Genomic DNA, 26,387 nt, shown 5'->3' on the forward strand with positions numbered 1-26,387 from the left:
ATGTCCTCTCTGTTTGATTATTCAGCCGCGGGGGCGAGTTTTGTGCCGGATTTGGCATCGACGAGCGCTTGCAGCGCTTCTTGGGTAAAGACTCTCAGGCCCAGATCGGGCCGGTAGCCGTGAATTTCACTGACATCCAGCGCCAACATGAAAGCCAGGATTTCCTTGCTGACCACCTGACCGGGCACTAGGATCGGGAAACCTGGCGGATAGGGAATAATGAAGCTGGCCGAAACCACTTCTTCACCGGCCTCCAGCGCCTCACCCAGCGATCCATTGATGTCGTGGTAGTCGCATTTCTCTTCATCATAGGCGAGAAAGAAGGCGGAGCGGATATCGCCCTCGCCCGTCACTTCACATTGCCGGAAAGCATCATGGAACCGGCTGAAATCCGGCAGCGGCGGCAGGTCTTCCATCAGACCCTTGACCCGACGATCAAATGACAGGCGTTCCATCCGGCTGGCGTCGTCCAGACGTTCATCAATGGATTTGGCAATCTCGACCAACACCTCGATCAGATAGGCCACGGAGGAGCGCGTCGTGCCGATATTGGTCATGAACAAAACAGTGTTGCGCGATGTCTTGTTGATCTGGATGCCGTATTTATCCATCAGGATATCGGTCTTGAAGGTGTCGCCGTCCCAGCCAGTACCGCCAACCGCCAGCGTCACCCGCGTGGCGTCGAGCACGAAATCATCCTGCTCCCAGCAATCCCACATGTCGGTCCAACCCTGTTCCGCATCATAGTAGCTGGTCACACCCGATTGCCTGTGATGGTCGGGGATCATGTCGCCTGCGGTCAGCACCTTGAAGTACTTCTTTAGCAATGGGTGCGTCATGACCGCCCGGCGCATGGACATCGCCGCCTCGATCTGACGTTGCACGAACTCGTAGCCTTCCAGTTCCACCTGCCGACGCCCGACATCAAGACTTGCGATGATCTGGTAATTGGGTGAGGTCGAAGTGTGGGTCATATAAGCTTCGTGGAAGGCCTGTTCGACCTCCCCTTTGAAGTCCTGATCATTGACGTGGATCATCGACCCCTGCCGCAGCGAAGTGAGCGTTTTATGCGTGGACTGCGTGCCATAAGCCCGCACCCGCGCATTCGGTGGTGGGATCAGCCGTGTGTCCAACAGCTTTTCATCGTCGCAATCCTTCAGCATGGACTGCTGCGCCTCGTACATGCGCTGATGCGTGTCTGTACGGAATTTCTCGCGTAGATTATTGGCGGCTGCCATGGCGGTGCGCTGGCGGTAGGTCGGGTTGAACCGCGCAAAGGCGAACCACGCCTCATCCCACAGGAACACAAGGTCCGGCTTGATCGCCAGACACTCCTCCATCACCCGCTCGACGTTATAAACCAGACCGTCAAAGGTGCAGTTAGTGAGCAGCAACATCCGCACGCGGTCGAGCTTGCCTTCGGCTTTGAGCTTCAAGAGTTGGTGCTTGATTTCGCGCAGCGGCACCGCCCCATACATCGAATATTCATTGAGCGGGTAGCTATCGAGGTAACAGACCTGCGCGCCGGCCAGCACCATGCCGTAGTGGTGTGACTTGTGGCAGTCCCGGTCGACCAGAACGATATCTCCAGGCCGAACAAGGGCTTGCACGACGATCTTATTGCAGGTTGAGGTGCCATTTGTCGCAAAGAATGTCTGTTTTGAGCCAAAGGCACGAGAGGCCAGTTCCTGCGCCTCCTTGATCGGTCCGTGTGGTTCCAGCAGACTGTCGAGGCCCCCGGACGTCGCAGAAGTTTCCGCCAGAAAGATATTGGGGCCGTAGAAAGCACCCATATCCTGTATCCAATGGCTGCGCGAAATCGATTTGCCGCGGCTGATGGGCATGGCGTGGAAAACACCGGTGGGTTGCTTGGAATACTCCACAAGAGCCGTGAAAAACGGCGTCTTGTTACGCGCCTGCACACCCCGCAGAATGTTCAGGTGCAACTCCATGAAGTCTTCCTGATTGTAGAAAACCCGTCGGCAGATACCCAGATCAAGCCCCGCTATCTCTTCCACGGACCGTTCTGTTACAAGGTATGCATCAAGTTCAGGACGTACCTTGGCAACAAGTCGGCACAGCTCAGGCCCATAATTTTCGGGCAGCATATTGTCGATCTCTTCCTGACCGCCGGCGCGGTTGAGGTAACGGGCAATGATGTTTTGATCCATCTTGGATTTCAGAACCAATCCCGGACGCACCACAATCGCTTGAATATTGTGGTTGAATAGCACCGCAACCAAAGCATCTTCGAGACTGGGAACAACCAGCGCCTCATAGACAAAGTTGTCCTCAGGGCGTCGCATCCTGGACACGTTATTACGCAGCCAGCGTTCCTGATGCTCATTGACGTTATCTACGATCAGAACTTCGAAGTAGGGTTTTGCCAGCGCGCGCGCTTCGGGCGGCAACATGGCCTCATCGTCATGCTCCTCCTGATCCACACTGTCGCGTTCCAAGGGAATGTGCCGACGCCGGTAGGCCCCTGTAGTCAGGGCCCGTGTGACCCTGCCGACCGCAAATGCCAGATCGTCCAGCGAGCTATGCTCGAATTGACGTCGCATGTGATCAAAGGCGGACATGCCGGGAAACGCCCAATAGGGCTCGATCACCGCAAGCGATTTGAATAGTTCTTCGGTCCGTTTTCGGAGGGCGGCCAATTGTTTCGGCTTTGGATCCCGTGTCAGGGCACTTGTTGCTTCCCGCAAAGCGCTCCACCGATCAGAGCGCAGTTGTATAGCCGAAGAATAGTCATTCATCGCATGCATTAGTTGTTCTCCCTTGTACGAGAAAACCACTCAGATGCCTGCGAACGGATATCCCCGCTCGTTGGGAGCCGGTGATCTACCCGCTGGACTGTTTTTCGCTCCCCTGCGTTTCACTTTTCAGGGGTTGTTTCTCTGGTTCGGTCGTTGGCGCCGAATGGACGTTTATCGCCGGTTGCGCTGTGGCAGAGCCCGTGAGCGTATCAAAAGCCAGGCCCTTGAATGCGGGGGCTTCCTGAATTTTTCCTGCTGGCACATCCACGTGAAGTCCGGCGCGCGTCCCTTGTTGAGGTATTTCCAGTGGGCCCAACGTCTTGAGGTAGTCGTCGGTTCCACTGTTTCGATCATAAACCGAAAAATCGACGGATCGGTCGCGGAAACTTTTCAGAACCTGTCCGAGACCTTTCATGCCGGTTTCGCGCTGACGCCGAACTGTCGATAAATCGACTTCGATGGGGAACATATCCTCTTGCCCGGCAGACTGATGCAGCACATGCGCGGACGGGTCCACCACCAGCGACTTGCCGACACCACCAGCGCCCAGCCCATTGACGTCAAATACATAACACTGGAATTGCGCAGCCGTGGAACGCGCAATCGCCAGCTCTGCATCGCGATCGGTCGTGCCCGTCAGAACCGGGTGCAGCAGCACCTCGACACCCTGCGCTGTCAATTGGCGCGTGGTTTCCGGAAACCAGATATCATAGCAGATTGAAAGCCCGAAACGGCCCACTTCCGGCACGTCGAACACACAGAATTCCGTCCCTGCGGCAATCCCTGATTCGTAAGGCCGGAACGGAAACATCTTGGCATAACGGCGGATGATCTCGCCTTCCGGGTTGATTACGACGGATGTATTGAAAACCAGCCCGGTCTCGGGATCACGCAGGAACATCGATCCGGGGATCAGCCAGACACGATGCTTGCGCGCAGCTTCGCAAAAGGTGTCGAGCGCTTCGTTTTCAGGCGCCTGCGCAAACCGGTCCAGCGGGCCGTAAGGTGCCAGTTCGGAAAACAATACCATCTGCGTCCAGGGAAAACGCGCCATCAGCACATCCAACCGCTGGATCATCCCTTCCACGTTGGATTGCAACGCATTCACATACATCTGCACACCGGCAATGGCGAATGGGGTCATAACAAAACACTCCGTCGCGACGAAGTGGGCCAACGTGGCCCGAATTGAGCTTCGCGCCGAACTGCCTTACGCCCTTCGAACACCGGTTGGAACTGCCGAATTGGCTCCGCAGGAAAAACTTTTGTGATGACGCAACGTTTGTTCAGAAAATGGGCGAAATCAGCCATCAAGGGTAAGCAAAATTTCGTCAATCTTGAACAGAATATTAAACGTCGCCATTTTGCCTCCCCGTCCTGACCAGCCATAGGTTGTGATTCCTTTTGAAACAGCAGCCGATTCAAACCAAGCAACAAAAGCTTCGGAATGACGCGAGCCCAATTCAATTCGATGCTGCTCCACACGTGACCGGCACGCCCTATTTCACTCAAAACTTCAACAGCAGAACGCCGCTTTTCGAAGCGTACGAGGCTTTTGGATGTTGTTCAAGCACTATGCACCCTTGTTCAGGAGCGCGATCAGAGACTGCAATGCTTGCGTCCTTGGGAACAATGCAACATCATCCCCGAGCGTTTAAAATATTGCGATACATTCCAGGCTCTTTGGCAGTCTTGCCTGGAATGATTTCCAATCGCCAGACAGGTAGGAATTATCAGATGCCAGACTTCAGTTCCATGACACGGTACGCGACATTTGCAGGGGTCATCCTTTGCAGCTTCATATGTCTGATCGCTGCTCTCATCTGGACGTGGTGGCTGCTCATCCCCTTTGCATTTTTCACCTATCTGTCGCTGTTGGGCATTCATGATGTCCGTCAACCAAGCCATTCGATCCTGCGTAACTATCCTGTTCTGGGCCACATGCGGTTTCTCTTCGAAGGCATTCGCCCCGAAATTCGCCAATACCTCATTGAATCCGATCAGGACGAAGAACCCTTTTCCCGCGATGCGCGCAGCCTTGTCTACCAGCGCGCAAAGGGTCAGGAGGACAAGCGCCCCTTTGGGACGCGGATGCGTGTTTATGATGCGGGTTACGCCTGGGTGACGCATTCGGTCACGCCAAAGCATATTGAGAATACGGACTTCAGAGTGAAAATCGGCGGTGACGCCTGCAAGCAACCCTATGATGCCTCGCTCTACAATATCTCCGCCATGAGTTTTGGCTCATTATCTGCCAACGCGATCGAAGCATTGAACACAGGCGCAAAGATCGGCGGTTTTGCCCATGACACTGGCGAAGGATCGGTCAGCCGATACCATAAGGCGGGGGGCGGCGATCTGATTTATCAGGTGGCTTCAGGGTATTTTGGATGCCGCGCCGACGATGGAACCTTTGATACTGAGAAATTCAAGGTGACGGCATCGCTCGACCAGATCAAGATGATCGAGTTGAAGCTTTCTCAGGGCGCGAAACCGGGTCATGGCGGCATGTTGCCCGCCTCCAAGATCAGCCCTGAGATTGCGGAAGCACGCGGTGTCCCGATGGGCAAGGACTGCGTGTCACCTGCGGCGCATTCTGCCTTTTCGACCCCTGTGGAGATGATGCAGTTTCTGGGAAAACTACGTGATCTTTCAGGTGGCAAGCCCGTTGGCTTCAAGCTTTGCATTGGTCACCGGCGCGAATTCATGTGCATTGTCAAGGCGATGCTTGAAACAAAGATCATCCCTGACTTCATCGTCGTCGATGGCACGGAAGGCGGAACCGGCGCGGCACCGGTGGAGTTTTCAAATCACATTGGCATGCCAATGGTGGAGGGCCTGACTTTTGTGCACAACACCCTGCGAGGCGCAGGTATCCGCGATCAGGTAAAGATAGGAGCGGCAGGCAAAGTTGTCTCCTCTTTCGACATCGCCCGCGCTTTGGCACTTGGGGCGGACTGGTGCAATTCTGCGCGTGGGTTCATGTTTGCGGTCGGCTGCATTCAGGCGCAGGCTTGCCACACCAACCACTGCCCGGTCGGCGTGGCCACACAAGACCCGTTGCGCGCGCGCGCTCTGGACGTTGGTTCCAAAAGCAAGCGCGTCGCCCGGTTTCATGAGAATACACTGAAAGCCCTTGGCGAGATCACCGGGGCAGCGGGCCTGTCACATCCGGGTGATTTTCTGCCGCAGCACCTGATGGTACGCCTCGGAGATAAGGAAATGGCGGAGGGCAGCGAAGCCTATCCCTATCTGCCCGAAGGGTTCTTGTTGTCGGATGAAGGTGACATCGGCGCGGATTATCGCAAACGCTGGGCCCGTGCGGATGCAGCCAGTTTTGCGCCGCCGACCTGATAACAAAAAAGGGCGCTCGATAAGCGCCCTTCTTGCAACGGTATCAAGGTAAATCAGGCTGAAAGCTCAGCCACAGCATCCGCCAAAGATGCTTCGAAAATCGCAAGCCCCTCTTCGATGATCTCATCGGAAGCGGTCAGCGGCACCATGATCCGCAGAGCGTTCCCGTGCATGCCGCACCCCAGGAGGATCAATCCGCGTTTGAGCGCATGCGCACAAATTGATTTGACCAGCGCTGCATCAGGCGTTGCCGTGTCGAAATCAGTCACGAATTCCACGGCCAGCATGGCGCCCAGACCACGGATGTCCCACATCCGGAACGGGGCCACCCGCGCACCAATTTCAGCAAACCGCGTACGGAAATGGGTGCCCAACTCCAAAGACCGGGCCAAAAGGCCTTCGCTTTCGATCGCCTCAATGGCTGCCAGCGCAGCCGCACAGGCCACCGGATTACCACCATAGGTTCCGCCAAGACCACCGGGTGCCAGCGCATCCATCACTTCGGCGCGTCCAATCACACCGGCAATCGGGTAGCCGCCAGCCATAGATTTCGCCACAGTGATCAGATCAGGCACAACGCCGGAGTGTTCGACAGCAAACCAGGTGCCAGTACGGCCAAACCCGGCTTGAATCTCGTCCGAAATCAGCAAAATGCCGTGCTGATCACAAATATCACGCAGCGCCCGCATCATCTCGAATGGTACCGGCGTATAGCCGCCCTCGCCCAGTACCGGCTCAATGATGATCGCGGCAATACGGTCCGGCTGTGCGTCGGTGAGGAACAAGTTTTGCAATCCGGTCAAAGCGTCTTCGACCGTGATACCATCGCGGACACTAGGGAACGGCGCGCGGAAAATGTCGGAGGGGAATGGGCCCACATCTTTTTTATAAGGGCTGATCTTACCGGTCATGCCCAGTGTCAGCAATGTGCGTCCGTGATAGCTTCCTGTGAATGCAATCACACCGGGGCGGCCGGTTGCTGCCCGCGCGATCTTGACCGCGTTTTCAACTGCTTCGGCACCGGTTGTGACCAGCAGCGATTTCTTGGCGAAATCGCCCGGGGCAAGAGCGTTCAGCTTCTCTGCCAATGCTACGTAGCCCTCATAAGGAACCACCTGGAACGACGTATGGGTGAATTTATCTTCCTGCGCCTTCGCAGCCGCAACCACTGCCGGATGCCGATGGCCGGTATTCAGAACCGCGATGCCACCAGCGAAATCAATGTAGCGTTTACCCTCGACATCCCAGAGCTCAGCATTTTCGGCCTGCTCTGCAAAAACCGGCGCCGCAGAAGCAACACCGCGTGGCACTGCCGTTTCGCGGCGCGCCAAAAGGGCTGCGTTTGTTTTTTCCTCTGGCGTTGTCGATACCACGGCAATCTTCGGTGTTTTGGTTGCGCGCGGCTTGCGGGCTTTCTTTACAGCGGGTTTGGGTGTCTTCGATTTAGCAGATGTAGCCATTTACGGATTCCTTCGATGGCGGGACAGAGTGTTTAAAATCTCGATACTCCGTTTAATTTAATTGTCAATCGGGATTCTGCACCGCAAAAAATGACCCCGTGTCGGGAAAAAAAGAAAAAGATTGAGACTTCCGGCAAGCTGCTGTCTAAAAACCCGAGTAAAACCAATACGTCACACGCTCGACGAGGATATCGCCCTTTGGACATCGGACACCGGCTTCGCGCAATCCGTAAAAAACGCGGACTTTCCCAGCGGGAACTTGCCACACGTGCGGGCTTGACCAATGGCACCATCTCGCTGATCGAACAGAACAAGACAAGCCCCTCTGTTGCCTCTTTGAAGAGCCTTCTGGATGCCATCCAGATTTCCATGGCGGAGTTTTTTGCAACCATCGAGGAAACGACGCAAAGCAAGTATTTTTATTCTGCTGGTGAGTTCACGGAGATCGCACCGCCAGAGTTGGAAGGACCCGAGGCACAGCTATTGTCTCTGCGGCAGCTGGGCAATGCACAGGATCATTCACTCCAGGTATTGCACGAACGATACGCGCCGGGCGCGGATACGGGACCTGAATTGTTAAGCCACGACGCGGAAGAAGCTGGCGTCATAATCCAAGGTCAGATTGAGATCACGGTGGATGACGAGGTAAGCCTTCTGGGGCCGGGAGATGGTTACCTTTTCAACAGCAGGCTCCCGCATCGGTTCCGGAATCTGGGCAATGAGGACTGTGTGATCATCAGCGCCTGCACACCACCCAGTTTCTGAAACTGATAACCCCGACCGCTCGTGGCAGCCGGGGTTTTTGAGTGTCTGGCTTCCATCCGCCGAGGATGGCGGCTGTCTGGTCAATCCAAACGGCCAACAATGGTCAAGTAATCACGAGTCTACTTTATTCACCGTCATCACCACGCTCGTTTTTGCCTTCGTTTGTCATAACAAAAACAATCAGCGCAACCACAGTCAGAATGGAAAGCCCGTACAAGAACAAGTCTGTCGACATGTCGGGGTTCCTTTCTTCAGTGTTCGTGGGGCCAACGCGGCTCCGGCATGCATAGTTCCATAAAACCTTTGCAAATTAGTAATCTTGAATAGGTTTTATCCTGTGCGGGACCGGAAAAGTCACGGTCAAGGCATGAACATTGTCTTTTGCTGTCACATCCACCTGCGCATTGAGCTGTCGCGCAAAGGCGTTGATCAGTTGGCTGCCAAGGCCCGTTCCGTCGGCAGCACTCGATGCGCTGCCGACACTATTGATGATCGTGAAATCCGCTGTCTCGGGGTCGGTTTGTACCAAGGATATCTTCAGGAAGGCCGGGTTTTTAGCATCGAGAACACCAATGTATTTCATCGCGTTGGTAACGGTTTCCGAAACCAATAGCGTCAACGGAGCAGCGTCATCGGTATCCAGTTTCACGGCCTCGTAGGACTGCTCAATTTCAACGGAAGAGCCTGCGGGAAGGCCGACCACCAATAATTGCCCGACGATTTCTTCGACAAGGGCCCCCGCATCCACGCGTTCCAGGCCGTCACTTTGGTAGAGGTTCTTGTGAACCGTCGCCAGTGACAGAATACGTTCCTGTAATCTTTTCAGCACAAATCGGGCGTCTTCGGATTTGGCGCGACGTATCTGCATATTCATAATCGAAGAGATCAGTTGCAGGTTATTTTTGACGCGGTGATGCACTTCCTTGAGCAGGATGTTCTTTTCGCGCAAAGAATCCTCCAGGGAGGCTTCGTCGCGTATGATTGAATCGGCCATACCTATGAAAGCCCGTTGGATTTCAACGAATTCTCGCGGCACGCCCTGCCCCATCGTCGAGCGCGGCAGGGAACGATTAAAAGCGAATATACGCATCTGGCGTCCAAGTTTGCGAATGTAGCGGATCGCAAGCCGGTTGATGGCCCAGAATGCCACGACAAGGCTCGCAAGCCACATCAGGATGGGAAGGAAAATGCTGAGCGTCCCGGACTGGTGTACGCTTGCAATGATTTCCTCACGTTGCCAGATGCTCATGGCGTAGGTCACCCCCGGCACAATAGACACCACCGCATAGACGCGTTCTTCGCCTTCGGTGTTTACATCTTCAAATACGACAGCTTTGTTCCCGATGAGCGTTTTCAGACTTCGGTTGAGCGGCAGATCAGCTTCGGTCACAAGACGTGGTCTTTCGGAGGCGACAACTTCACCCCCGGCCCCGAAAATCACCAGATCGGCGGGGCGTAGTTCTATGGGTTGTTCGGGAAGATCCCGCAGCGCGGACAGGGGGACGGATAAGGCCATGAAACCCGCAAATATGTCCCCCTCGAAAAAGGGATGCGTCATAACCAGAACCGGTTGCTGGCTTACCGGTCCCGTTGTGCTCAACGTGACAGCCCGTTCCGGTGCATCAATCGCCTTGTCGAAATCCGGATAGGCGCTGAAATCATAAATGCCACCGTCAGACGAACAGGTCATCATGCCATCAGCCGGCAGATACCCCACAAGTGAATAGCGATCAGACGCATTCTTGTAGTTTCTCAGAAAAGACACACAGGCTTCAGTGTCATCGCCAAACAGCCGAATGATAGAGCTGAGCGCTTCTGCGGCACCAAAACCCTCCTGAATAATGGTCCGTTCCGCGCCGGAGGCCTGTTCCGTCAACCCGATCAGGGACAGCTCTGTCGAGATTTCGGCCTGGCGTGCGATCTCTCGCGTCTGGACGACGGCGATCAACCCAAACGGCAGCAATGCAAGTGACAGAAAAATCAGAATGCGGAAAGCGAGACCCCGAAAGACATCGCCATCCAGAAAACCGCCGGTCATGATTAGAAAGATGCCGCCTTGGACGCCGTCAGCACAGACATGGTCGCATCATCTGTCATCTCCAGCGCCTCATCGTCATCCAGATGCATCAACTCGGCAAGACGCAGGCGCGCCCGGTTGGTACGACTTTTGATCGTCCCCACGGCCACACCGCACATGTCTGCCGCTTCCTCATAGGAAAACCCGGAGGCACCTACCAGCAAAAGAGCCTCGCGCTGTTCGTCACTCAACTGCGCAAATGCATCGCGGAAGTCGGTCATTTGCAAGCGCCCGTCATGAGCCGGTTTTTCCGCCAGCGCCTCCGTGTGCGTACCGTCTACGTCCGCGACTTCCCGTTTTGCCTTGCGTCTCGAAGAATAATAGGTGTTGCGCAGGATCGTGAACAACCAGGCCCGCATGTTTGTCCCGGCTTGAAACTTGTCGATATTGGTCCAGGCCTTGACCAAAGTGTCCTGCACCATGTCGTCGGCCGTTGCGCCATTCCGCGTGAGACTGATGGCAAAGGCGCGCATGGCAGGCAGATGCTCGACCAGCGCATCGCGAGGATCAGGTTCGCTCATTTCAGGCTGCCCTTGGGTTGGTCCTGTTGCTTGAGCGCGTTCAGCAAATCCTTGAACCGGTCCGGAACACCCTCATCGAGCGCTTCCTCGTAGACCCGCTTTAAATTTTCGTCGATCACGCTTTCGCGTTTCCGGTTCGCGTTTGATTGAGACATACTGCTGTTAATTCCCCGAGAAGGTTAAAAAATATCCCACCTGCATCGGAACCAAACCCCTCACTGCGGGTTTGGTTCCGAGAAAAGTCAAAAAAAGGAAGATTTCTTATGTCGGATGCGACTGCAAACCCGGACATCAGCGTAGAGTTGGGAAATATCCTGCCCTACCTGCGCCGTTTCGCGCGGGCGATGACGGGCAGCCAGAGCAGCGGTGACCGTTTCGCTGCGGCAGCTTTGGAAACGATTCTGACAGATCGTTCAGTGCTGGATGGTGATTCTGTAAAAACCGGTGTCTTCCGTGTTCTTTTCAGCATCTGGTCCAGTGCTGGTGCCCCCATTGATGAGGGCGAAAGCGGCCTGAAAGCCCGCGCCCAGAAGCATCTTGCGAAACTGACTGCCAACAGCCGCGAAGCGTTGCTTTTGCACAGCATCGAAGGTTTCACCTTTGGTGAGATTGCCAGCATCATCGGCATTGATCAGTCCGAAGCCGAAGAACTGGTTCAGATTGCGCGTCGCGAGATGGCGGATGCCGTATCAGGGTCGGTCATGATCATCGAAGATGAAGCGATCATCGCCATGGACATCGAAAGCATCGTGTCCGAGATGGGCCACAGAGTTACCGGCGTGGCGCGTACAAGAGACGAAGCCGTGGCCCTGGGCGCCGCTGACGCACCCGACCTTATCCTTGCCGACATCCAACTGGCAGATAACTCGTCGGGCATTGACGCGGTAAACGACCTCATGGCGAACCTCGGGGAGCGACCCGTGATCTTCATCACTGCCTTCCCGGAGCGTCTGTTGACAGGCGACAAGCACGAACCGGCCTTTTTGATCTCCAAACCCTACACGGAAGATCAGGTTATTTCTGCGGTCAGCCAGGCGATGTTCTTTTCATCGACCGAAACGTTGAAAGCCTGACTAAAAAAACGCTCCGCCAATTGGCGGGGCGTTTCACCATAGACGTCAGGTTTTGGCGATGGACCGCAGCATCCACGCAGCTTTTTCATGAAACGCCGCGCGCTCTGTCGCCATATCTTCGGTGACCGGGTCGCCGTGCTCGCCCGCGATCTTGATCAAAGCATGCAACCTGTGCGCTACGCGCTCATGATCAGCGGCAAGCGCTTCACATGCGTCACCCGCCGAGGCCGGGGCTTCGTCATCCTGAATGACCGAATTCGCAACAATTGACGATAACGTCGACGGCGCCAGCTGGCCCAACGCGCGAATGCGTTCAGCGATATCATCTGCCGCGTCAAAAAGGTTCTGGTACTGGGTCTCGGTCAGATTGTGGACCGAGTAAAACAACGGTCCTTCCACGTTCCAGTGCGTCGCATGGGTTCTGAAAATGAGGCGATAGGTGTCCGCCAAAGCGTTTTCCAGACCCTTGGCCATCGCTTCGGCGTCCTTGACACCGGTGCTGATATCCGTGGTTTCCGGGACTACATTCAAAGCGCTCGTCATGCTGTTTTTCCTTTTATTTTCGTCAAAAGAAAAACAGGCACGGAGGTAGATTGTTCCGGTTTTATACGGGGGCGTGACCGTCTGTCGCGGCTATTGCGCGGCCTCGCCGGATCCGACCTGTGCCAAATATGGATCGCTCCGCGGCGTTTCATCTTTCGCGCGCTGCTTTTCAACTTCAGCATTCAGGGCCGCGCCAAGCAGGACCAGAAAACTACTGATCCATAACCAAATCAACATGGCGATAACGGCACCGATTGAGCCGTAGACTTCGTTGTAATTTCCAAAATGCGATACATAAAAGGAAAACGCGATCGACAAGATGGCCCAGGACGTGCCCGCCATGACGGCCCCTGGCGTCAGCCAGCCAATGCGTATGCCGCTGCGATTGGGTCCAAAGCGGTAGAGCAAGCCAATACCTGCGAAAATCACCGCAATGGCGACGCTCCACCTGAGAAATTCAATGATGATGCTCGTTATGTTGCCCAACGGTATAAATGAAAGGGCGACCGGGGCCACAACCACGGTCATCAGCGAAACGACCCCCACCCCCAAGAGAGAAATGGTCAGGAGCAGCGCGCGCAGGTAGTGCCGCAGCGTGGCGCGGCCCTGCGTATCATAAACGAGATTGAGACCGTGCATCATCGCGCCGACACCTGCCCGCGCAGACCATAAGGCCACGCCCAGTGAAACGGCCCCGGCCCAGCCCAGGGTGTCGGAACTGGTACTGACAAGTCCGACAATCTGCGTGTTCAGAATGTTATAAACGGCGTCCGGCATCAGACCGCGAATCTCTTCCAGCTGCACGATCACAACGGCCGGATCAGCGATCAGGCTCAGCACTGCGATCAGCGCGGCGAGGGCGGGAAAAACCGACAACATGGAATAAAACGCTACCCCGGCCGCGATAAGGCCGAGGTTGTTGCGCGTGATCTGGGCGAAGGTCGCAGAGATCACATGGCGGGTTGCTGAAAGGTTCATAGACCTTTCGGTATCACATCAGACGGCCATTTTCGAGGACCGCGGACCGATCAGGAACCAGATCACAAAGCCAATGATGGGCAGGACCAGAACCAGCAGAATCCACAGCACTTTCTTGCCGTTTGCAACGCCAGAGCCGATGATCGAAACAATCGCCCAGATGTTCAGGGCCAGCACGATCAATCCCCCGATACCAGCATATTCAAACATGAATTCCTCCTTTAGAGTTTCATCCGACTAACGCGCTGACCTGCCGTTGGGTTCCGCAGTTAACGTTATTCTTCGGGAAGCTCGTCGCGCACCTGTCCCCAAGCCATAAGCGCAAAAATCACAGTGCCTCCGATGATGTTGCCTGCCAGAACCGGTATGAAGAACCCGCCAATAGCTCCGGAAGCCGACAACTCCCCCATCCAGACAAGAACAGCCATCTCGACCGAACCCGCAACGATATGAGTGAAATCGCCCGCCGCGATCAGCCATGTAAATATCAGAACGATAAAGAACTTGGCGCTATCGGCCTGTGGCAACATCCAGACAATGAGGGCGACGATCACGCCCGCAGGAATCGCCCTCCAGAACGCCGCGTTTGCGCCCATGCCCGTGGCATGATGCGACAAGTCAACGTCAGCCTTCATAACCTCCGGTGCAATCGCGGGCGTGAAGACAAACAGAGCGGCAACCGCGAAAGCCCCAACCACATTGGCGCTCATTACAATGGTCCAAAGGCGCAACATACAGCCCAGTGAGTACCATGTTCGCGCCATCATTACCGGCAGGACCGTCGTGATCGTATTCTCGGTAAAAAGCTGCATCCGGCCCATGATGACCGCGAGAAAGCCCAAAGAGTAGCCCAGGTTTTCAATCAGGTAGCTGCTTTTGGAAGGCGGAAGGTAGGTGCGGAAAATAGCTTCGCCCAGGACAGACAGGCTGATCATCACGCCAGCCGCAATGCCCGACCAGATCAGCGACCGCTTGGGACGCGCCATTTCTTCCTCGCCTTCACGGCGAATGACTTCGTAGATCAGTTTGGGTGCAAGTGCCGTGGCTTCCTGAACCGAGGCTTCTTCTTGTCTCTCTTCCCGGGCAGTCGTTTTATTCATATGTCCTCCCTCAAAGCGCCGGAAACGCCGACGCCGCTTGACACTCAACACGGTTACGACTGAATGAGTTCCAAATCGATTATGTGATGGAGCCCCTATGGCCGCGTTTTCCCCTGCTTTAATGTCTGAAATTCGCGGCAGGTTCGCGCATGTGGAAAGCTGCCCGTTTCAGGGTCCGCGCATCTTTTTCGAAAACGCCGGTGGCGCGCTGACATTGAATTCCGTTGTGGAAACGTCAGCCTTGTTTGCGGCCCTTCCCGACAATCAGGGACGTGACAACCCCGCAGCCCACGCGCTGGTGGATCGCATCAATCTCGCCAAAAGGGATATGGCCACGTTTTTCAATGCTGATGGTGGTCAGTATTTTGTAGGTGAAAGCGGTACGGAACTGTCCTTCCGGTTGATCCGCACCGCCGTCATGGGATCCGAACCGGGTGGCGCCGTCATCGGCTCGACGGTTGAACATCCCGCGTCCCGGTCAGCGGCAACCCATTGGGCCGGCATGGCGGGAAAGGACTACATATCGGTCCCTCATGATGATGCGACGGGATCGGTGTCACCGGAGGCTTATGCCGCGCGCATGACTGCGGATGTGCGGGTGGCAACCATTCTGCACACGTCGCCCGTGACCGGCATCGCCAATGATGTGGCCGGTATTTCGGCGGCCATCCGGAAGGTGGCCCCGGAGGCAATTATCTTTGTCGACGGGATACAGCACGCCAGCCACGGTGCTATCGACATTCGCAGCTACGACATCGACGGATATGTTGTCTCCCCGTACAAGATGTTTTCACGTCACGGTTATGGCGTGGCCTGGGTCTCGGAACGGATGACAGCGCTGCCCTTGGAGCAACTGATCAATGGCCCCCGGCAAAACTGGGAGATGGGCACGCGCGACACAGGATCATACGCCACATTCTCAGATGTTGTTTCCTATCTTGACTGGCTCGGGGATCAGCACAGTGACAGCGATGACCCCCGCACCCGGTTGGAAGCCGCAGGTGCCGCTATTCACGCCCATGAACAGGTTTTAACGGGCGCAATGCTGACCGGCGTCGGCAATCTGCCGGGTCTGACGGAGCTGCCCGGCGTCACCATTCTGGGTGGGGCGGATAATCCGGCGCGCGAAGGGCTGGTATGCTTTGCGCTGCAAGGTGCGCCTGCCGGGGATATCGTTGCCCGCCTGAATGCGCAGGGTATCCGGACACATATTCGCAAGGCCGACCACTATTCCGGCAATATCCTCACGCCGCTGGGGCTGGAGGCCGCGGTGCGTGTTTCCATGTGTCACTATAACAGCGTCGAGGAGGTCAGCACCTTTCTGGCAGCCATGAAGGAAATCGCCGCCGCCTGACATTCTTTTCAGCACGGTGCTTGCCATTCCGCGCAACTGCTTGGACACTGCGGCCATGACATCTACCCTGAAAAAATCCATTGCGGCAAAACGCGATGATCTTGTGGTGCTGACACGGGATCTCATTCGCATCCCCACGCTCAACCCCCCTGGCGAAAACTACCGCGACATATGCGAATTTCTGGACCGCCGCCTGTCTGCCTGCGGGTTTGAAACGCAGTTGATACGGGCCACGGGCACACCGGGTGACAGCGACAAATACCCACGCTGGAACATCGTGGCGCGTCGTGACGGCCGCAAACCCGGTGACTGCGTTCATTTCAACAGCCATACCGATGTGGTCGAAGTCGGGCGCGGCTGGACAATAGACCCCTTTGGCGGCACCGAAAAGGACGGCAAAATCTACGGGCGCGGGGCCTGTGACATGAAAGGCGGGCTGGCCGCCTCTATCATCGCCGTCGAAGCCTTTATCGAGACCCATCCAACCTATTGCGGGGCTATCGAAATCTCGGGCACGGCAGATGAGGAATCCGGTGGCTACGGTGGTGTTGCCTATCTCGCAGAGCGGGGTTTTTTCGATCCCGAACGCGTGCAGCACGTGATTATTCCAGAACCTCTGAACAAGGACCGGATATGCCTTGGTCACCGGGGCGGCTGGTGGGCGGAGATCGAAACCAGAGGAGAAATCGCCCATGGCTGCATGCCGTTTCTGGGCGACTGCGCAGTGCGCCACATGAGCGCTGTTCTATCGGAATTTGAGGACAAGCTCTTTCCAGCCATGGCTGCGCGCCACACCGACATGCCCGTGGTGCCCGAAGGGGCCCGTCAATCCACGATGAACATCAATTCCATTCACGGCGGGCAGCCGGAGCAGGCCGATGATTTTACCGGCCTGCCTGCACATTGTGTGCCCGACAGTTGCCGCATCGTGATTGACCGGCGCTTTCTGGTGGAAGAACCGCTGGATCAGGTGCGCGACGAAGTCAAAGCGCTGCTCGAAGGGTTGAAAGCCAGCCGCGCCGACTTTGACTATGAGCTCACAGAGCTGAACAGCGTTCTGCCCTCCATGACAGATCGCGACGCACCGGTGGTGCAGACAGTGGCCAAAGCCATCGAAGATGTGATGGGCAAACCCCCCGAATACGTGGCCTCCCCCGGCACTTATGACCAGAAACACATCGACCGGATTGGCAAGCTGAAAAACTGCATCGCCTATGGGCCGGGCATTCTGGAACTGGCGCATAAGCCAGACGAGTATGTGGGCATTGACGATATGATCGACAGCGCGCAGGTGATGGGCCACGCGCTGGAAACCCTCCTTATGCCAAAGGCTTAATCTGGCACCGGAATGTCGATATTGTCGATCAGCCGGACACCCGCCAGCCATGCCGCCGCGAAAAGCCGCGCAGGCGCGCTTGGCCGCGCAAGCAGGGCCAGCGTATCGCAGGCGCGCAGCTCAAAGTAGTCAATATCCGTGAACCCCGCGGCGGCAAGACGTGTCAGGGCTTTGGCCTGCAGCGGCGCGAAATCCGCCCCGGTGCCGAGTTGCCCGACCACATCCTCCATGATCTCAATGAGGCGCGACGCGTTCACCCGCGCCCTGTCGGACAGCAGCAAGTTGCGTGACGACATGGCCAATCCGTCCTCTTCGCGGATGGTCGGGCAGCCCACGACCTCGACGCCCAGATCAAGATCGCGCGCCAGACGCCGCACGACCATGAGTTGCTGAAAATCCTTTTCGCCAAAAAACGCCTTATCAGCGGATGTTTGGGTGAAAAGCTTGGTGACAACGGTCGCAACCCCGTCGAAATGCCCGCGCCTGTGTGCGCCACAAAGCACATCTGTCATGCCCCCGACGGATACATTTGTCGCAAACCCTTCAGGGTAGATTTGCATCACATCCGGCACGTAGATTGCATCAACCTCAAAACGCGCCAATTTGCGCGCATCCTCTTCTTCGGTGCGCGGGTAATTGTCGAGATCCGTTGACTGGTTGAACTGCTTGGGATTGACGAAGATCGTCACAATCACCCGGTCACAGGCGGCTTTGGCGGCGGCAACAAGGCTCAGGTGACCATCATGCAGCGCACCCATGGTCGGCACCACGCCAATGGTTTCTTCCGCCCGGTGCCACCCCTTGGTACATGCGCGCAAATCGGTCAGATGCCGGATGATCGGTGCGGTCATGCCCCGGCCTTCGGTTTGGGGGCTTCATCGGCAAAAACATGTTCCGGGCCGGGAAAACGGCGGGCGCGCACCTCTCTCGCATAGGCGGCAATGGCCGCTTCCCCTGCTTCCCCCAGATGCGCGTAGCGTTTCACGAATTTCGCTTTGAAGGCCGTGAAAAGCCCCAGCATGTCGTCCACCACCAGGATCTGCCCGTCACACCCCGCAGAGGCCCCAATGCCGATGGTGGGGATGCCAATCTGTGCCGTGATCCGGTCGGCCAGACCTTCTGGCACCTTCTCCAGCACGACCGCAAATGCGCCCGCCTCAGCAACGTCCTTTGCATCCTGCATCAGATTGTCAGCCTGCGGCCCACGCCCCTGAACGGTATAGCCCCCCAGCGTGTTGATGGATTGCGGTGTCAGACCGATGTGCGCCATCACCGGAATGCCGCGTTTGACCAGAAAGTCGATTGTCGGGGCCATATGCTGCCCGCCTTCGAGCTTGACAGCACCCGCGCTGGTCTCGCGCATCAATCGCGCAGCACTGTCAAAGGCCTGCTCAGGGCTCTGTTCATAGCTGCCAAAAGGCATGTCGATGACCATCATCGCGCGACTCAAACCGCGCGACACAGCCTGCCCATGCAGGATCATCATCTCCATCGTGACCTCCAGCGTGGAGGGCAAGCCGTGCAGCACCATTCCAACGCTGTCGCCGACCAGAACGAAATCGCAATGCGCGTCCATCAGTTGCGCCATCGGTGTCGTATAGGCGGTCAGGCTGACGAGGGGCGTGTCACCCTTGCGGGCCCTGATGTCGGTGGGCATCGGCGCTTTTTTCTGCGCTGTGGCACTCATGATCCGCAATCCTCCGATCAGCTTTCGCTGCCAGATAACAACGTGCTCCCCGAAAATCTACGGCAAACCGCCCGCCTGCCACTTGATTGCTGCCGGGTTTGTTGTGACACTTCACCACAAATCAGGGCGCGGCACCCGTGCCCCGCCCCTACACGGAGGACAGTCATGTCAACGTTGAGAACCGCCCTTTTTGCCACTGCTTTCGCAACTTTTGGGATCACGGCATCCGCCCAGACGGACATTACCGTCGCATTGCAACTGGAACCACCGCACCTCGATCCGACCTCTGCCGCCGCCGGAGCCATCGACTCGGTGCTTTATGCCAATGTCTTTGAGGGTCTGACACGGTTCATGGCAGATGGCTCCATTGTGCCGGGTCTGGCGAAAAGCTGGGAGATTTCCGACGATGGCCTGACCTACACCTTCACATTGCAAGAAGGTGTCACCTTCCATGATGGCACGACAATGGACGCGGAGGATGTGAAGTTCTCTCTCGACCGCATTCTTGCCGAAGACAGTGCCAACGCCCAGAAAGCGCTGTATTCGGCCATCGCCAAAGTTGACGTCATCGACCCGTTGACCGTTAAAATCACCTTGAGCGAACAGAACGGCAATATGCTTTTCAATCTTGCCTGGGGTGATGCGGTGATCGTGGCCCCGGAAAGCATCGAAAACATCAAGCAGATGCCCATCGGCACCGGCGCGTTCAAATTTGTCGAATGGGTGCAAAGCGACAGGATCGAACTGGTGAGAAACCCTGATTACTGGGGCACACCCGCCAGTCTGGAGGCGGCAACCTTCAAGTTCATCTCTGATCCCACTGCCGCTTTTGCCGCCGTGATGGCTGAGGATGTGGATTACTTCTACGCCTTTCCGGCACCGGAGAACCTGCCGCAATTCGAAGCGGATCCGAGATTTCAGGTGCTGGTGGGGTCGACAGAAGGCGAAACCATTCTGAGCACCAACAACAAATTGCCGCCCTTCGACAATCTTCTGGTCCGGCAGGCCGTTGCGCATGCCATTGACCGCCAGGCCATCATCGACGGCGCCATGTTCGGCTATGGCACACCCATCGGGACGCATTTCGCGCCCCATAATCCCGCTTACAAGGATTTGACAGGTCAGTCTGCTTTTGATCCCGAAAAGTCCAAAGCCCTGTTGGCCGAGGCCGGGCTGGCAGACGGGTTCGAGACGACGCTCTACCTGCCTCCCCCCTCTTATGCTCGCCGGGGCGGCGAGATCATCGCCGCGCAATTGGCTGAAGTGGGAATCACTGCCAAGATCAACAATGTCGAATGGGCTCAGTGGCTCGAATCAGTTTTTCGCGGCAAGGATTTTGGCCTGACCATTGTCAGCCACACCGAACCGATGGACATCGGCATCTACGCCAACCCCGACTACTACTTCCAATACGACAATCCTGATTTTCAGGCGCTTATTACCAAATTGAACAGCACGACCGACCCGGATGTGCGCGGCCAATTAATGGGTGAAGCGCAACAAATCATCGCCGATGACTACGTGAACGGTTACCTGTTCCAACTTGCGCAACTCTCTGTTGCCAAAGCGGAATTGCAGGGTTTGTGGGCAAATGCCCCGACACAGGCAACTGATCTCACGGCGGTGACCTGGGGCAATTGACCTCTATCACTGTACGCAATTTTGCGCCTACCAGCTCGGTGAGGCGTCTTAGTGCTGTCTCAAATTGACGCAACTTGTCCGGATTCAGATCAATACAAATGCAGAATTGCCTGTGTAGGCTGGGGCAGTGATGAGACACGCGCTGTCTGCAAAGTGTCCAAAGCCAATCTTTTCGGAAATTCCTTGCTTAATTCTTGAGCAGTTACTTGCAAAATTTCTACTTAAGCGTGTATACTTGTTTGTGCCAACCTTGGAATAGGCAAAGCTGCAATCACTACTGTCACTCGATTTTCTGCTCAAAAAGGAGACTGCATTGACCCCTCTCGAACAGCGCGCCTCTCTACTGGAACAACAGATCGAAAAAGCTTCACAAAAGGAAAGACTGGAACTCGTACCTCAAATTGATCGTGTCATCGCAACTTTAAGCGCCCGCGGGGAAGTTGTCCCGCAGCGGCTCATTCGGCTGAATAACGTGCTGAAGGAAGAAGTTATCGAAGACATGTTCGACAATATGCCGGTGTAATTCCCCCGAACGCGCCGGTACGGGACAGGCCCAAAAAAACCTGACATTTCGAGCAGGAAATGTGCCTCCCACCGAAGGGAAAACCGAAACGGAACCGACGTTGTACCCACGTCACACCGTGCTCGGTTTTCCCTTCACTTTATTTGGACTACACTTCTCTTCCCATTGATCGTTGTATCAGAACCCGCACGCGGTCCTTGATCGTATCCCGCACAGGGCCGTCACGCGGCACATCGCGCAGCGTCGTGAACCAATGCTCAGGCGGGTTCTTACCAAGGCGATTTCCTTCAAACTTCAGACCGCGCAGGACGTCTTCTGCCACCACCGGAAGGCGATCAGGAATCTCAAAATCGTTCAGGGTGGCCCAAACCCCCGTCCAGAGCCGCCCAACAGACCACGGATTATATCCACCACCCCCCAGAACCAGCAATCGCGGGGCGACACCTATCAAGGCCCGGACAACGGCCCAATGCGCATTGTTGGAAAGGCTCAGATGCGCCAGCGGGTCTTCCTCCACGCCATCGGCACCACAGAGCAGGACAATGGCATCGGGTCGAAAGGCTGTCGTTTGCGGCACAATCAACGCGTCCCTGATGAACCCCATTTCACTGTCATTGAAACCCCGCGGCACCGGCAGATTCAGCGCTGAACCATCTGCCGTGTCTTCAAGCACGCCGGTTTTGGGCCAAAGGCGTTCTTCATGTACCGAAATCATCAGACAATCGGGATCACCCGCAAACCCGACAGCAACCCCGTCGCAGTGATGCGCATCAATATCCACATAGACAATGCGCCGAACACCGTTGCGGCGCAGGCTGAGCATGGCCAGCACCGGATCGTTCAGATAGCAAAACCCGTTGGCGCGGTCAGGCATGCCGTGATGTGTGCCGCCGGGTGGGTTATAGATGATACCCCCCTCCCGCAGCAATTCGCCCGCCAATAGCGAACCACCGGCAGCAGTGGCCGGACGGCGATATATTTCCGGAAAAACCGGGTTGGTGATGGACCCCAGATCGTGGCGCGCGGTGTCTTCGGCCGTGGCGAACTGATCGGCCTCGACACGTTGCAACGCATCAATGTAGTCCGGTGTGTGCCACGCGGTCAGGGCTTTGGGTTTCGCGCGTGGGGCGGTGATGAATTGCTCTGGCGACAACCAGCCCAATGCCCGGGACAAATCCATCACCGTACTGACACGCGGCACGCGCAGCGGGTGCCAGCGCCCATAGCTGGAATGACGGAATATTTCAGCGCCGATGAAACGTGGTTGACCCATGAGAGCAGACGTAAACCATTGGCCGCAATCAACAACCCCTCTGGACCCAGGGCAAGCCACCGCCTAACGTCTCCACAATGCTGCGCTATGTGCTCAAACGACTGATCTCGCTGGTCCTCAGCCTCGCTGTTGCATCCTGCATCATTTTTGTCGTGATAGAAGTGGCCCCCGGCGATCCGGCCTCGTTCATGCTGGGCATCAACGCGCAGCCCGAAACCCTCGACGCCCTGCGCAACGAACTTGGCCTCGATGTGTCAAAGACACAGCGCTATCTGAACTGGGTCGGAGGCATGCTGACGGGCGATTTCGGCACCTCTTACACCTACCGTACGCCGGTCTCCGATATGGTGGCCGACCGCATCGGCGTGTCGATCCCGCTGGCGCTTTATGCGCTGATCCTCTCCATTGTGATCGCCTTTCCCGCCGGGCTCTACGCTGCCGCACGGCGCGGCAAAGCGGGCGATCTTGGCGTCACCGGAGCCACGCAACTGGGTGTGGCCGTACCGAATTTCTGGTTCGCCATGATGCTGGTGCTGGTCTTTGCAATCCATTTGCGCTGGTTTTCCGCAGGCGGCTTTCCCGGCTGGGACAAAGGGTTTTGGGGCGCGCTGAAATCGCTCACATTGCCGGCGATTGCCCTGGCTCTGCCGCAGGCCGCCATCCTGACACGGGTGATGCGATCCGCCCTGCTGGATGTGCTGGGCGAGGATTTCATGCGCACCGCCCGCGCCAAGGGGCTGTCTCAACGCCAAACGCTCTGGCGGCACGGGCTGCGCAATGCACTGATCCCCGTGCTTACGATCATCGGGTTGCAATTTTCCTTTCTCTTCGCCGGGACCATCATCATTGAACAGGTGTTTTACCTGCCCGGTCTCGGACGGCTGATTTTTCAATCCATCTCGGCCCGCGACCTGATTGTGGTGGAATCCGTGGTCATGCTGGTCGTCTTCGGTGTCATTGTGATCAATTTCCTGGTGGATCTGGCCTATGCCGCCGTTGACCCGCGCTTGAGGTCACGCTCATGAGACGGACCCTTGTTCTGGGAGCGGCCCTGTCCGCCTTCTTTATCCTGCTGGCCCTTTTGTCACTGGTCTGGACGCCCTTTGACCACACCAGCCTCAACATCCCCGATAAACTGCAAACACCCGGCGGCACCCATATTCTGGGGACAGATCATCTGGGCCGCGATATCCTCAGCATGATCATGGTGGGTGCGCGCACCTCGATCGCCGTGGCCCTCGTGGCGCTCGCCATCGGCTTGTGCTTTGGGGTCCCTTTGGGGCTGATCGCCGCCATGCGCAAGGGAGGTTGGCTGGACGAATTCATCATGCGCGGAAACGACATCATCTTCGCCTTCCCGCTGCTGGTCATGGCTATTCTGATCACCGCCGTTTTTGGCCCGTCGGCCGTCAATGCGATTGTAGCGTTTGGCATTTTCAACATTCCCGTCTTTGCCCGTGTCACCCGGGGCGGGGCGCTGCCGCTTTGGGAACGCGAATTTATCATGGCCGCCCAGGTCGCCGGGAAATCCCGCGCCCATATCTCCGTTGAACACATTCTGCCCAATGTGCTGAACCTGCTGATCGTGCAGGGCACCATTCAGTTTGCCCTTGGCATTCAGGTGGAGGCCGCCCTGTCCTTTGTCGGGCTTGGGGTGCAACCGCCGACACCCTCGCTGGGCCGGATGCTGGCGGATGCCCAGACAATGGTTGGTTTTGCACCGCATCTGGCGATCTTCCCCGGCCTCGCCATCATCGGCATTGTACTGGGCCTGAACCTGCTAGGCGACGGTCTCCGCGATGCGCTTGATCCACGGCTGCAAAGGCAGCGTACATGAGCCTTTTGCAGATCAAAAACCTGTCGCTGCGCATTCAAGACACGCCCATCCTGCGCGATGTCAGCCTTGATGTCGCAGAAGGAGAGATCGTCGCCATCACCGGGGAAAGTGGTTCCGGAAAATCCATGACCGCGCTGGCCGCCCTGCAATTGCTGCCAAACGGTGCCAAAGCGATGGGCGAGATCGCATTGGATGGCAAGGATCTGATGTCGCTTGCGGAAAGTGAGCTGTGCCACTTGCGGGGAAATGACATCGGCATGATCTTTCAGGAGCCGATGACGGCCCTGAACCCTGTGCACACAATTGGCCGACAGGTGACAGAAACCATCCGCACTCACACGGCCCTCTCCGCCGCGGACGCCCGCAAACAGGCCGAAGACATCCTGACAAGGGTCGGTCTGCCGCCGGAACGTTTCCCGCTCAGCCGGTATCCGCATGAATTATCCGGCGGGCAACGACAGCGCGTTGTGATCGCCATCGCAATTGCCCTGCGGCCAAAACTGCTGATCGCCGATGAACCAACAACAGCCCTGGACGTGACGACACAGGCGCAGATCCTCGACCTGCTCAAATCGCTTGTGGTGGATTTCGAGATGGGGCTCATCATGATCACCCACGATCTTGCGGTTGTTGCCGATATGGCGGACCGCATTGCCGTCATGCGGCACGGCGAAATCGTTGAAACCGCGCCGACGGCAGAGCTATTGCGCGATATGCGCCACCCCTATACGCGCATGCTCTTTGAGGCGTCTTCGCATAAGGTCGATCTGCCCGCGCCGCCTGAACCACGCCCCTTATTGAGCGTCAAAAACCTTTCTTGCAGTTACCGCCTGCCCCGCCGCACACTGTTGAAACCACCCGGAACATTCGACGCGGTGAAGGACGTGAGCTTTGATCTGATGCGCGGCGAAAGGCTGGGGCTGGTGGGTGAAAGCGGCTGCGGCAAATCCACGCTGACACGCGCGATCCTTGGTCTGGAAACCCCGCAATCAGGCACGATAATGCTCGATGGTGCCGCCATCAGCCCCGACGGCCGGCCCGATTTCGAGGTTCGCAGGCGTATGCAAGTGGTGTTTCAAGACCCCTTCGGCAGTTTCAATCCCAGGCACCGCGTCGCCCGTCTGATCACGGAACCATTCCATTTGCTCACAAAACCGCCGACTGGCGCTGACAGGCAAAAAGCCATAGACGCAGCCCTTACTGATGTCGGGCTGAAACCTCAGGATGCAGGGCGCTATATCCATGAGTTTTCCGGCGGGCAAAGACAACGGATCGCAATTGCCCGCGCGCTGATCATCCGACCTGACCTGATCCTCTTTGACGAGGCGGTCTCGGCACTGGATGTGTCTGTCAGGGCGCAGATACTTGACCTTCTGGCCGATCTCTGCCGGGCCTACGGGTTGACCTATCTCTTTGTATCTCACGACCTCAGTGTGGTACGTTCGGTCACCGACCGGGTCATGGTCATGAAAGCAGGAGAGATCGTAGAGCAAGGCCAGACAGAAGCGGTCTTTACCGATCCTCAACACGCGTATACGAAAAAACTGTTGGCAGCCGTGCCACAGCTTCCCCAGATCAACAGGCAGGAGCAAACAGCCACCCATGTCTGACATCAAGCTGTTGCCGATAAACCAGCGAGATCACAGCGAAGATGCTTTGGACCTTGCTCAGCGGGCCGCGGATTACGTGATCCTTGAGGTGGGCCACGCCCCCAATGCCGCCTTCATTGATGATTTTTTCGAGGCCGTCCCGCCCGATTTGAACAAATCCGACCTGATGAATTTCGGGGTCATGCAGCAAACGGCCATGACCGGCATCGTCTGCATTGCCAAAGGCTATGAATTGCCAACAGACTGGTGGATAGGGTTGTTATTGTTGGACCCGGCATATCGTGGCAGCGGCATCGGGCACAATGTGGTACAGTTGATCAAGACAAGGGCGCGCAAGGCGGGCATGACCATGCTCAAACTTGCCGTGTTGGAATCCAACCCCCGTGCGTTGCATTTCTGGGCGCGCGAAGGCTTTGTCCCCCACCGATATGCCCCGGCAACGCCAGACAGCGACGGGCACAACAGATGGGTTCTGAAGCACCAGATCTAGGGAGGT

24 protein-coding genes are annotated in these 26,387 nt (G+C 56.7%); 11 read left to right on the forward strand and 13 right to left on the reverse strand.

Annotation, left to right across the window (positions count from 1 at the left end; all coding sequences use genetic code 11):
• Window positions 1-17: 17 nt before the first annotated feature.
• Both ACOTTU_RS20645 and ACOTTU_RS20650 read right to left on the reverse strand, forming a co-directional pair.
• A complete protein-coding gene (locus ACOTTU_RS20645; RefSeq protein WP_298921955.1) occupies window positions 18-2,768 on the reverse strand; it encodes an aminotransferase class I/II-fold pyridoxal phosphate-dependent enzyme in 2,751 nt (916 codons plus the stop codon).
• A 76-nt stretch (window positions 2,769-2,844) separates the two neighbouring features.
• Window positions 2,845-3,903, reverse strand: coding sequence for a carbon-nitrogen hydrolase family protein (locus ACOTTU_RS20650; RefSeq protein ID WP_425660739.1), 1,059 nt, complete (start codon window positions 3,901-3,903; stop codon window positions 2,845-2,847).
• Between the two features lie 593 nt (window positions 3,904-4,496).
• Between ACOTTU_RS20650 and ACOTTU_RS20655 the strand changes: the two genes are divergently transcribed.
• Window positions 4,497-6,113 (forward strand): FMN-binding glutamate synthase family protein, encoded by a 1,617-nt coding sequence (locus tag ACOTTU_RS20655; RefSeq protein ID WP_425660741.1) that lies wholly within the window; start codon window positions 4,497-4,499, stop codon window positions 6,111-6,113.
• A gap of 53 nt (window positions 6,114-6,166) precedes the next feature.
• Here ACOTTU_RS20655 and gabT read toward each other — a convergent pair whose 3' ends face one another.
• Window positions 6,167-7,573: a 4-aminobutyrate--2-oxoglutarate transaminase gene (gabT, locus tag ACOTTU_RS20660; RefSeq protein WP_425660743.1), complete on the reverse strand. Its 1,407-nt coding sequence runs from the start codon at window positions 7,571-7,573 to the stop codon at window positions 6,167-6,169.
• Window positions 7,574-7,771: 198 nt separating this feature from the next.
• Here gabT and ACOTTU_RS20665 point away from each other — a divergent pair, with 198 nt between their 5' ends.
• The gene (locus ACOTTU_RS20665; RefSeq protein ID WP_425660745.1) at window positions 7,772-8,338 is read left to right on the forward strand and encodes a cupin domain-containing protein; all 567 of its coding nucleotides are present in this window, start codon (window positions 7,772-7,774) and stop codon (window positions 8,336-8,338) included.
• A 310-nt stretch (window positions 8,339-8,648) separates the two neighbouring features.
• On the opposite strand, the gene ACOTTU_RS20670 is transcribed toward ACOTTU_RS20665, so the two are convergent.
• Genes ACOTTU_RS20670 through ACOTTU_RS20680 form a run of 3 tightly spaced genes read right to left on the reverse strand, consistent with a single transcriptional unit; the run spans window position 8,649 to window position 11,055 of the window.
• Window positions 8,649-10,376 carry a sensor histidine kinase gene (locus ACOTTU_RS20670; protein ID WP_425660747.1) on the reverse strand — a complete coding sequence of 576 codons (1,728 nt, stop codon included), beginning with the start codon at window positions 10,374-10,376 and terminating at the stop codon, window positions 8,649-8,651.
• 2 nt (window positions 10,377-10,378) lie between these two features.
• Entirely contained in the window at window positions 10,379-10,936 is a 558-nt protein-coding gene (locus ACOTTU_RS20675) for an RNA polymerase sigma factor (RefSeq protein ID WP_425660749.1), read from the reverse strand.
• The gene (locus ACOTTU_RS20680) at window positions 10,933-11,055 is read right to left on the reverse strand and encodes a NepR family anti-sigma factor (protein ID WP_425660751.1); all 123 of its coding nucleotides are present in this window, start codon (window positions 11,053-11,055) and stop codon (window positions 10,933-10,935) included. The genes ACOTTU_RS20675 and ACOTTU_RS20680 overlap by 4 nt, the downstream gene beginning before the upstream one ends.
• A 144-nt stretch (window positions 11,056-11,199) precedes the next feature.
• On the opposite strand from ACOTTU_RS20680, the gene ACOTTU_RS20685 reads away from it, so the two are divergent.
• The gene (locus tag ACOTTU_RS20685; RefSeq protein WP_425660753.1) at window positions 11,200-12,009 is read left to right on the forward strand and encodes a response regulator; all 810 of its coding nucleotides are present in this window, start codon (window positions 11,200-11,202) and stop codon (window positions 12,007-12,009) included.
• 45 nt (window positions 12,010-12,054) lie between these two features.
• On the opposite strand, the gene ACOTTU_RS20690 is transcribed toward ACOTTU_RS20685, so the two are convergent.
• The 4 genes from ACOTTU_RS20690 to ACOTTU_RS20705 form a co-directional block, all read right to left on the reverse strand.
• Window positions 12,055-12,552 (reverse strand): Dps family protein, encoded by a 498-nt coding sequence (locus ACOTTU_RS20690; RefSeq protein ID WP_425660755.1) that lies wholly within the window; start codon window positions 12,550-12,552, stop codon window positions 12,055-12,057.
• A gap of 90 nt (window positions 12,553-12,642) precedes the next feature.
• Window positions 12,643-13,530: a YihY/virulence factor BrkB family protein gene (locus ACOTTU_RS20695; RefSeq protein WP_425660757.1), complete on the reverse strand. Its 888-nt coding sequence runs from the start codon at window positions 13,528-13,530 to the stop codon at window positions 12,643-12,645.
• A gap of 18 nt (window positions 13,531-13,548) precedes the next feature.
• Window positions 13,549-13,740, reverse strand: a complete 192-nt coding sequence (locus tag ACOTTU_RS20700) for a PLDc N-terminal domain-containing protein (protein ID WP_298921944.1) — start codon at window positions 13,738-13,740, stop codon at window positions 13,549-13,551.
• A 65-nt stretch (window positions 13,741-13,805) separates the two neighbouring features.
• The gene (locus ACOTTU_RS20705; protein ID WP_425660759.1) at window positions 13,806-14,630 is read right to left on the reverse strand and encodes a formate/nitrite transporter family protein; all 825 of its coding nucleotides are present in this window, start codon (window positions 14,628-14,630) and stop codon (window positions 13,806-13,808) included.
• Window positions 14,631-14,727: 97 nt separating this feature from the next.
• Here ACOTTU_RS20705 and ACOTTU_RS20710 point away from each other — a divergent pair, with 97 nt between their 5' ends.
• Entirely contained in the window at window positions 14,728-15,984 is a 1,257-nt protein-coding gene (locus tag ACOTTU_RS20710) for an aminotransferase class V-fold PLP-dependent enzyme (RefSeq protein WP_425660761.1), read from the forward strand.
• Window positions 15,985-16,039: 55 nt separating this feature from the next.
• The gene (locus ACOTTU_RS20715) at window positions 16,040-17,320 is read left to right on the forward strand and encodes an acetylornithine deacetylase/succinyl-diaminopimelate desuccinylase family protein (RefSeq protein ID WP_425660763.1); all 1,281 of its coding nucleotides are present in this window, start codon (window positions 16,040-16,042) and stop codon (window positions 17,318-17,320) included.
• On the opposite strand, the gene panC is transcribed toward ACOTTU_RS20715, so the two are convergent.
• Both panC and panB read right to left on the reverse strand, forming a co-directional pair.
• Window positions 17,317-18,171, reverse strand: coding sequence for a pantoate--beta-alanine ligase (gene panC / locus ACOTTU_RS20720; RefSeq protein ID WP_425660765.1), 855 nt, complete (start codon window positions 18,169-18,171; stop codon window positions 17,317-17,319). The genes ACOTTU_RS20715 and panC overlap by 4 nt on opposite strands.
• Window positions 18,168-19,007 carry a 3-methyl-2-oxobutanoate hydroxymethyltransferase gene (gene panB, locus ACOTTU_RS20725; protein WP_425660767.1) on the reverse strand — a complete coding sequence of 280 codons (840 nt, stop codon included), beginning with the start codon at window positions 19,005-19,007 and terminating at the stop codon, window positions 18,168-18,170. The genes panC and panB overlap by 4 nt, the downstream gene beginning before the upstream one ends.
• Window positions 19,008-19,172: 165 nt before the next feature.
• Between panB and ACOTTU_RS20730 the strand changes: the two genes are divergently transcribed.
• Window positions 19,173-20,648 carry an ABC transporter substrate-binding protein gene (locus tag ACOTTU_RS20730; protein WP_425660769.1) on the forward strand — a complete coding sequence of 492 codons (1,476 nt, stop codon included), beginning with the start codon at window positions 19,173-19,175 and terminating at the stop codon, window positions 20,646-20,648.
• A 313-nt stretch (window positions 20,649-20,961) separates the two neighbouring features.
• Window positions 20,962-21,171 carry a hypothetical protein gene (locus tag ACOTTU_RS20735; protein ID WP_298921934.1) on the forward strand — a complete coding sequence of 70 codons (210 nt, stop codon included), beginning with the start codon at window positions 20,962-20,964 and terminating at the stop codon, window positions 21,169-21,171.
• Between the two features lie 148 nt (window positions 21,172-21,319).
• Here the strand turns inward: ACOTTU_RS20735 and ACOTTU_RS20740 are convergent, their stop codons facing one another.
• Window positions 21,320-22,444 carry an acetoin utilization protein AcuC gene (locus ACOTTU_RS20740; protein ID WP_425660771.1) on the reverse strand — a complete coding sequence of 375 codons (1,125 nt, stop codon included), beginning with the start codon at window positions 22,442-22,444 and terminating at the stop codon, window positions 21,320-21,322.
• Window positions 22,445-22,521: 77 nt separating this feature from the next.
• Between ACOTTU_RS20740 and ACOTTU_RS20745 the strand changes: the two genes are divergently transcribed.
• Genes ACOTTU_RS20745 through ACOTTU_RS20760 form a run of 4 tightly spaced genes read left to right on the forward strand, consistent with a single transcriptional unit; the run spans window position 22,522 to window position 26,381 of the window.
• Window positions 22,522-23,469: an ABC transporter permease gene (locus ACOTTU_RS20745; protein WP_425660773.1), complete on the forward strand. Its 948-nt coding sequence runs from the start codon at window positions 22,522-22,524 to the stop codon at window positions 23,467-23,469.
• Window positions 23,466-24,281 (forward strand): ABC transporter permease, encoded by an 816-nt coding sequence (locus ACOTTU_RS20750; RefSeq protein WP_425660775.1) that lies wholly within the window; start codon window positions 23,466-23,468, stop codon window positions 24,279-24,281. The genes ACOTTU_RS20745 and ACOTTU_RS20750 overlap by 4 nt, the downstream gene beginning before the upstream one ends.
• Window positions 24,278-25,891: an ABC transporter ATP-binding protein gene (locus tag ACOTTU_RS20755; protein ID WP_425660777.1), complete on the forward strand. Its 1,614-nt coding sequence runs from the start codon at window positions 24,278-24,280 to the stop codon at window positions 25,889-25,891. The genes ACOTTU_RS20750 and ACOTTU_RS20755 overlap by 4 nt, the downstream gene beginning before the upstream one ends.
• Window positions 25,884-26,381, forward strand: a complete 498-nt coding sequence (locus ACOTTU_RS20760; RefSeq protein ID WP_425660779.1) for a GNAT family N-acetyltransferase — start codon at window positions 25,884-25,886, stop codon at window positions 26,379-26,381. Before ACOTTU_RS20755 ends, ACOTTU_RS20760 begins: the two co-directional genes overlap by 8 nt.
• The last annotated feature ends 6 nt before the right edge of the window (window positions 26,382-26,387 follow it).

Origin of the sequence: Roseobacter sp. EG26, from assembly GCF_049830555.1 — a bacterium.
Classification (GTDB): Bacteria; Pseudomonadota; Alphaproteobacteria; order Rhodobacterales; family Rhodobacteraceae; genus Roseobacter.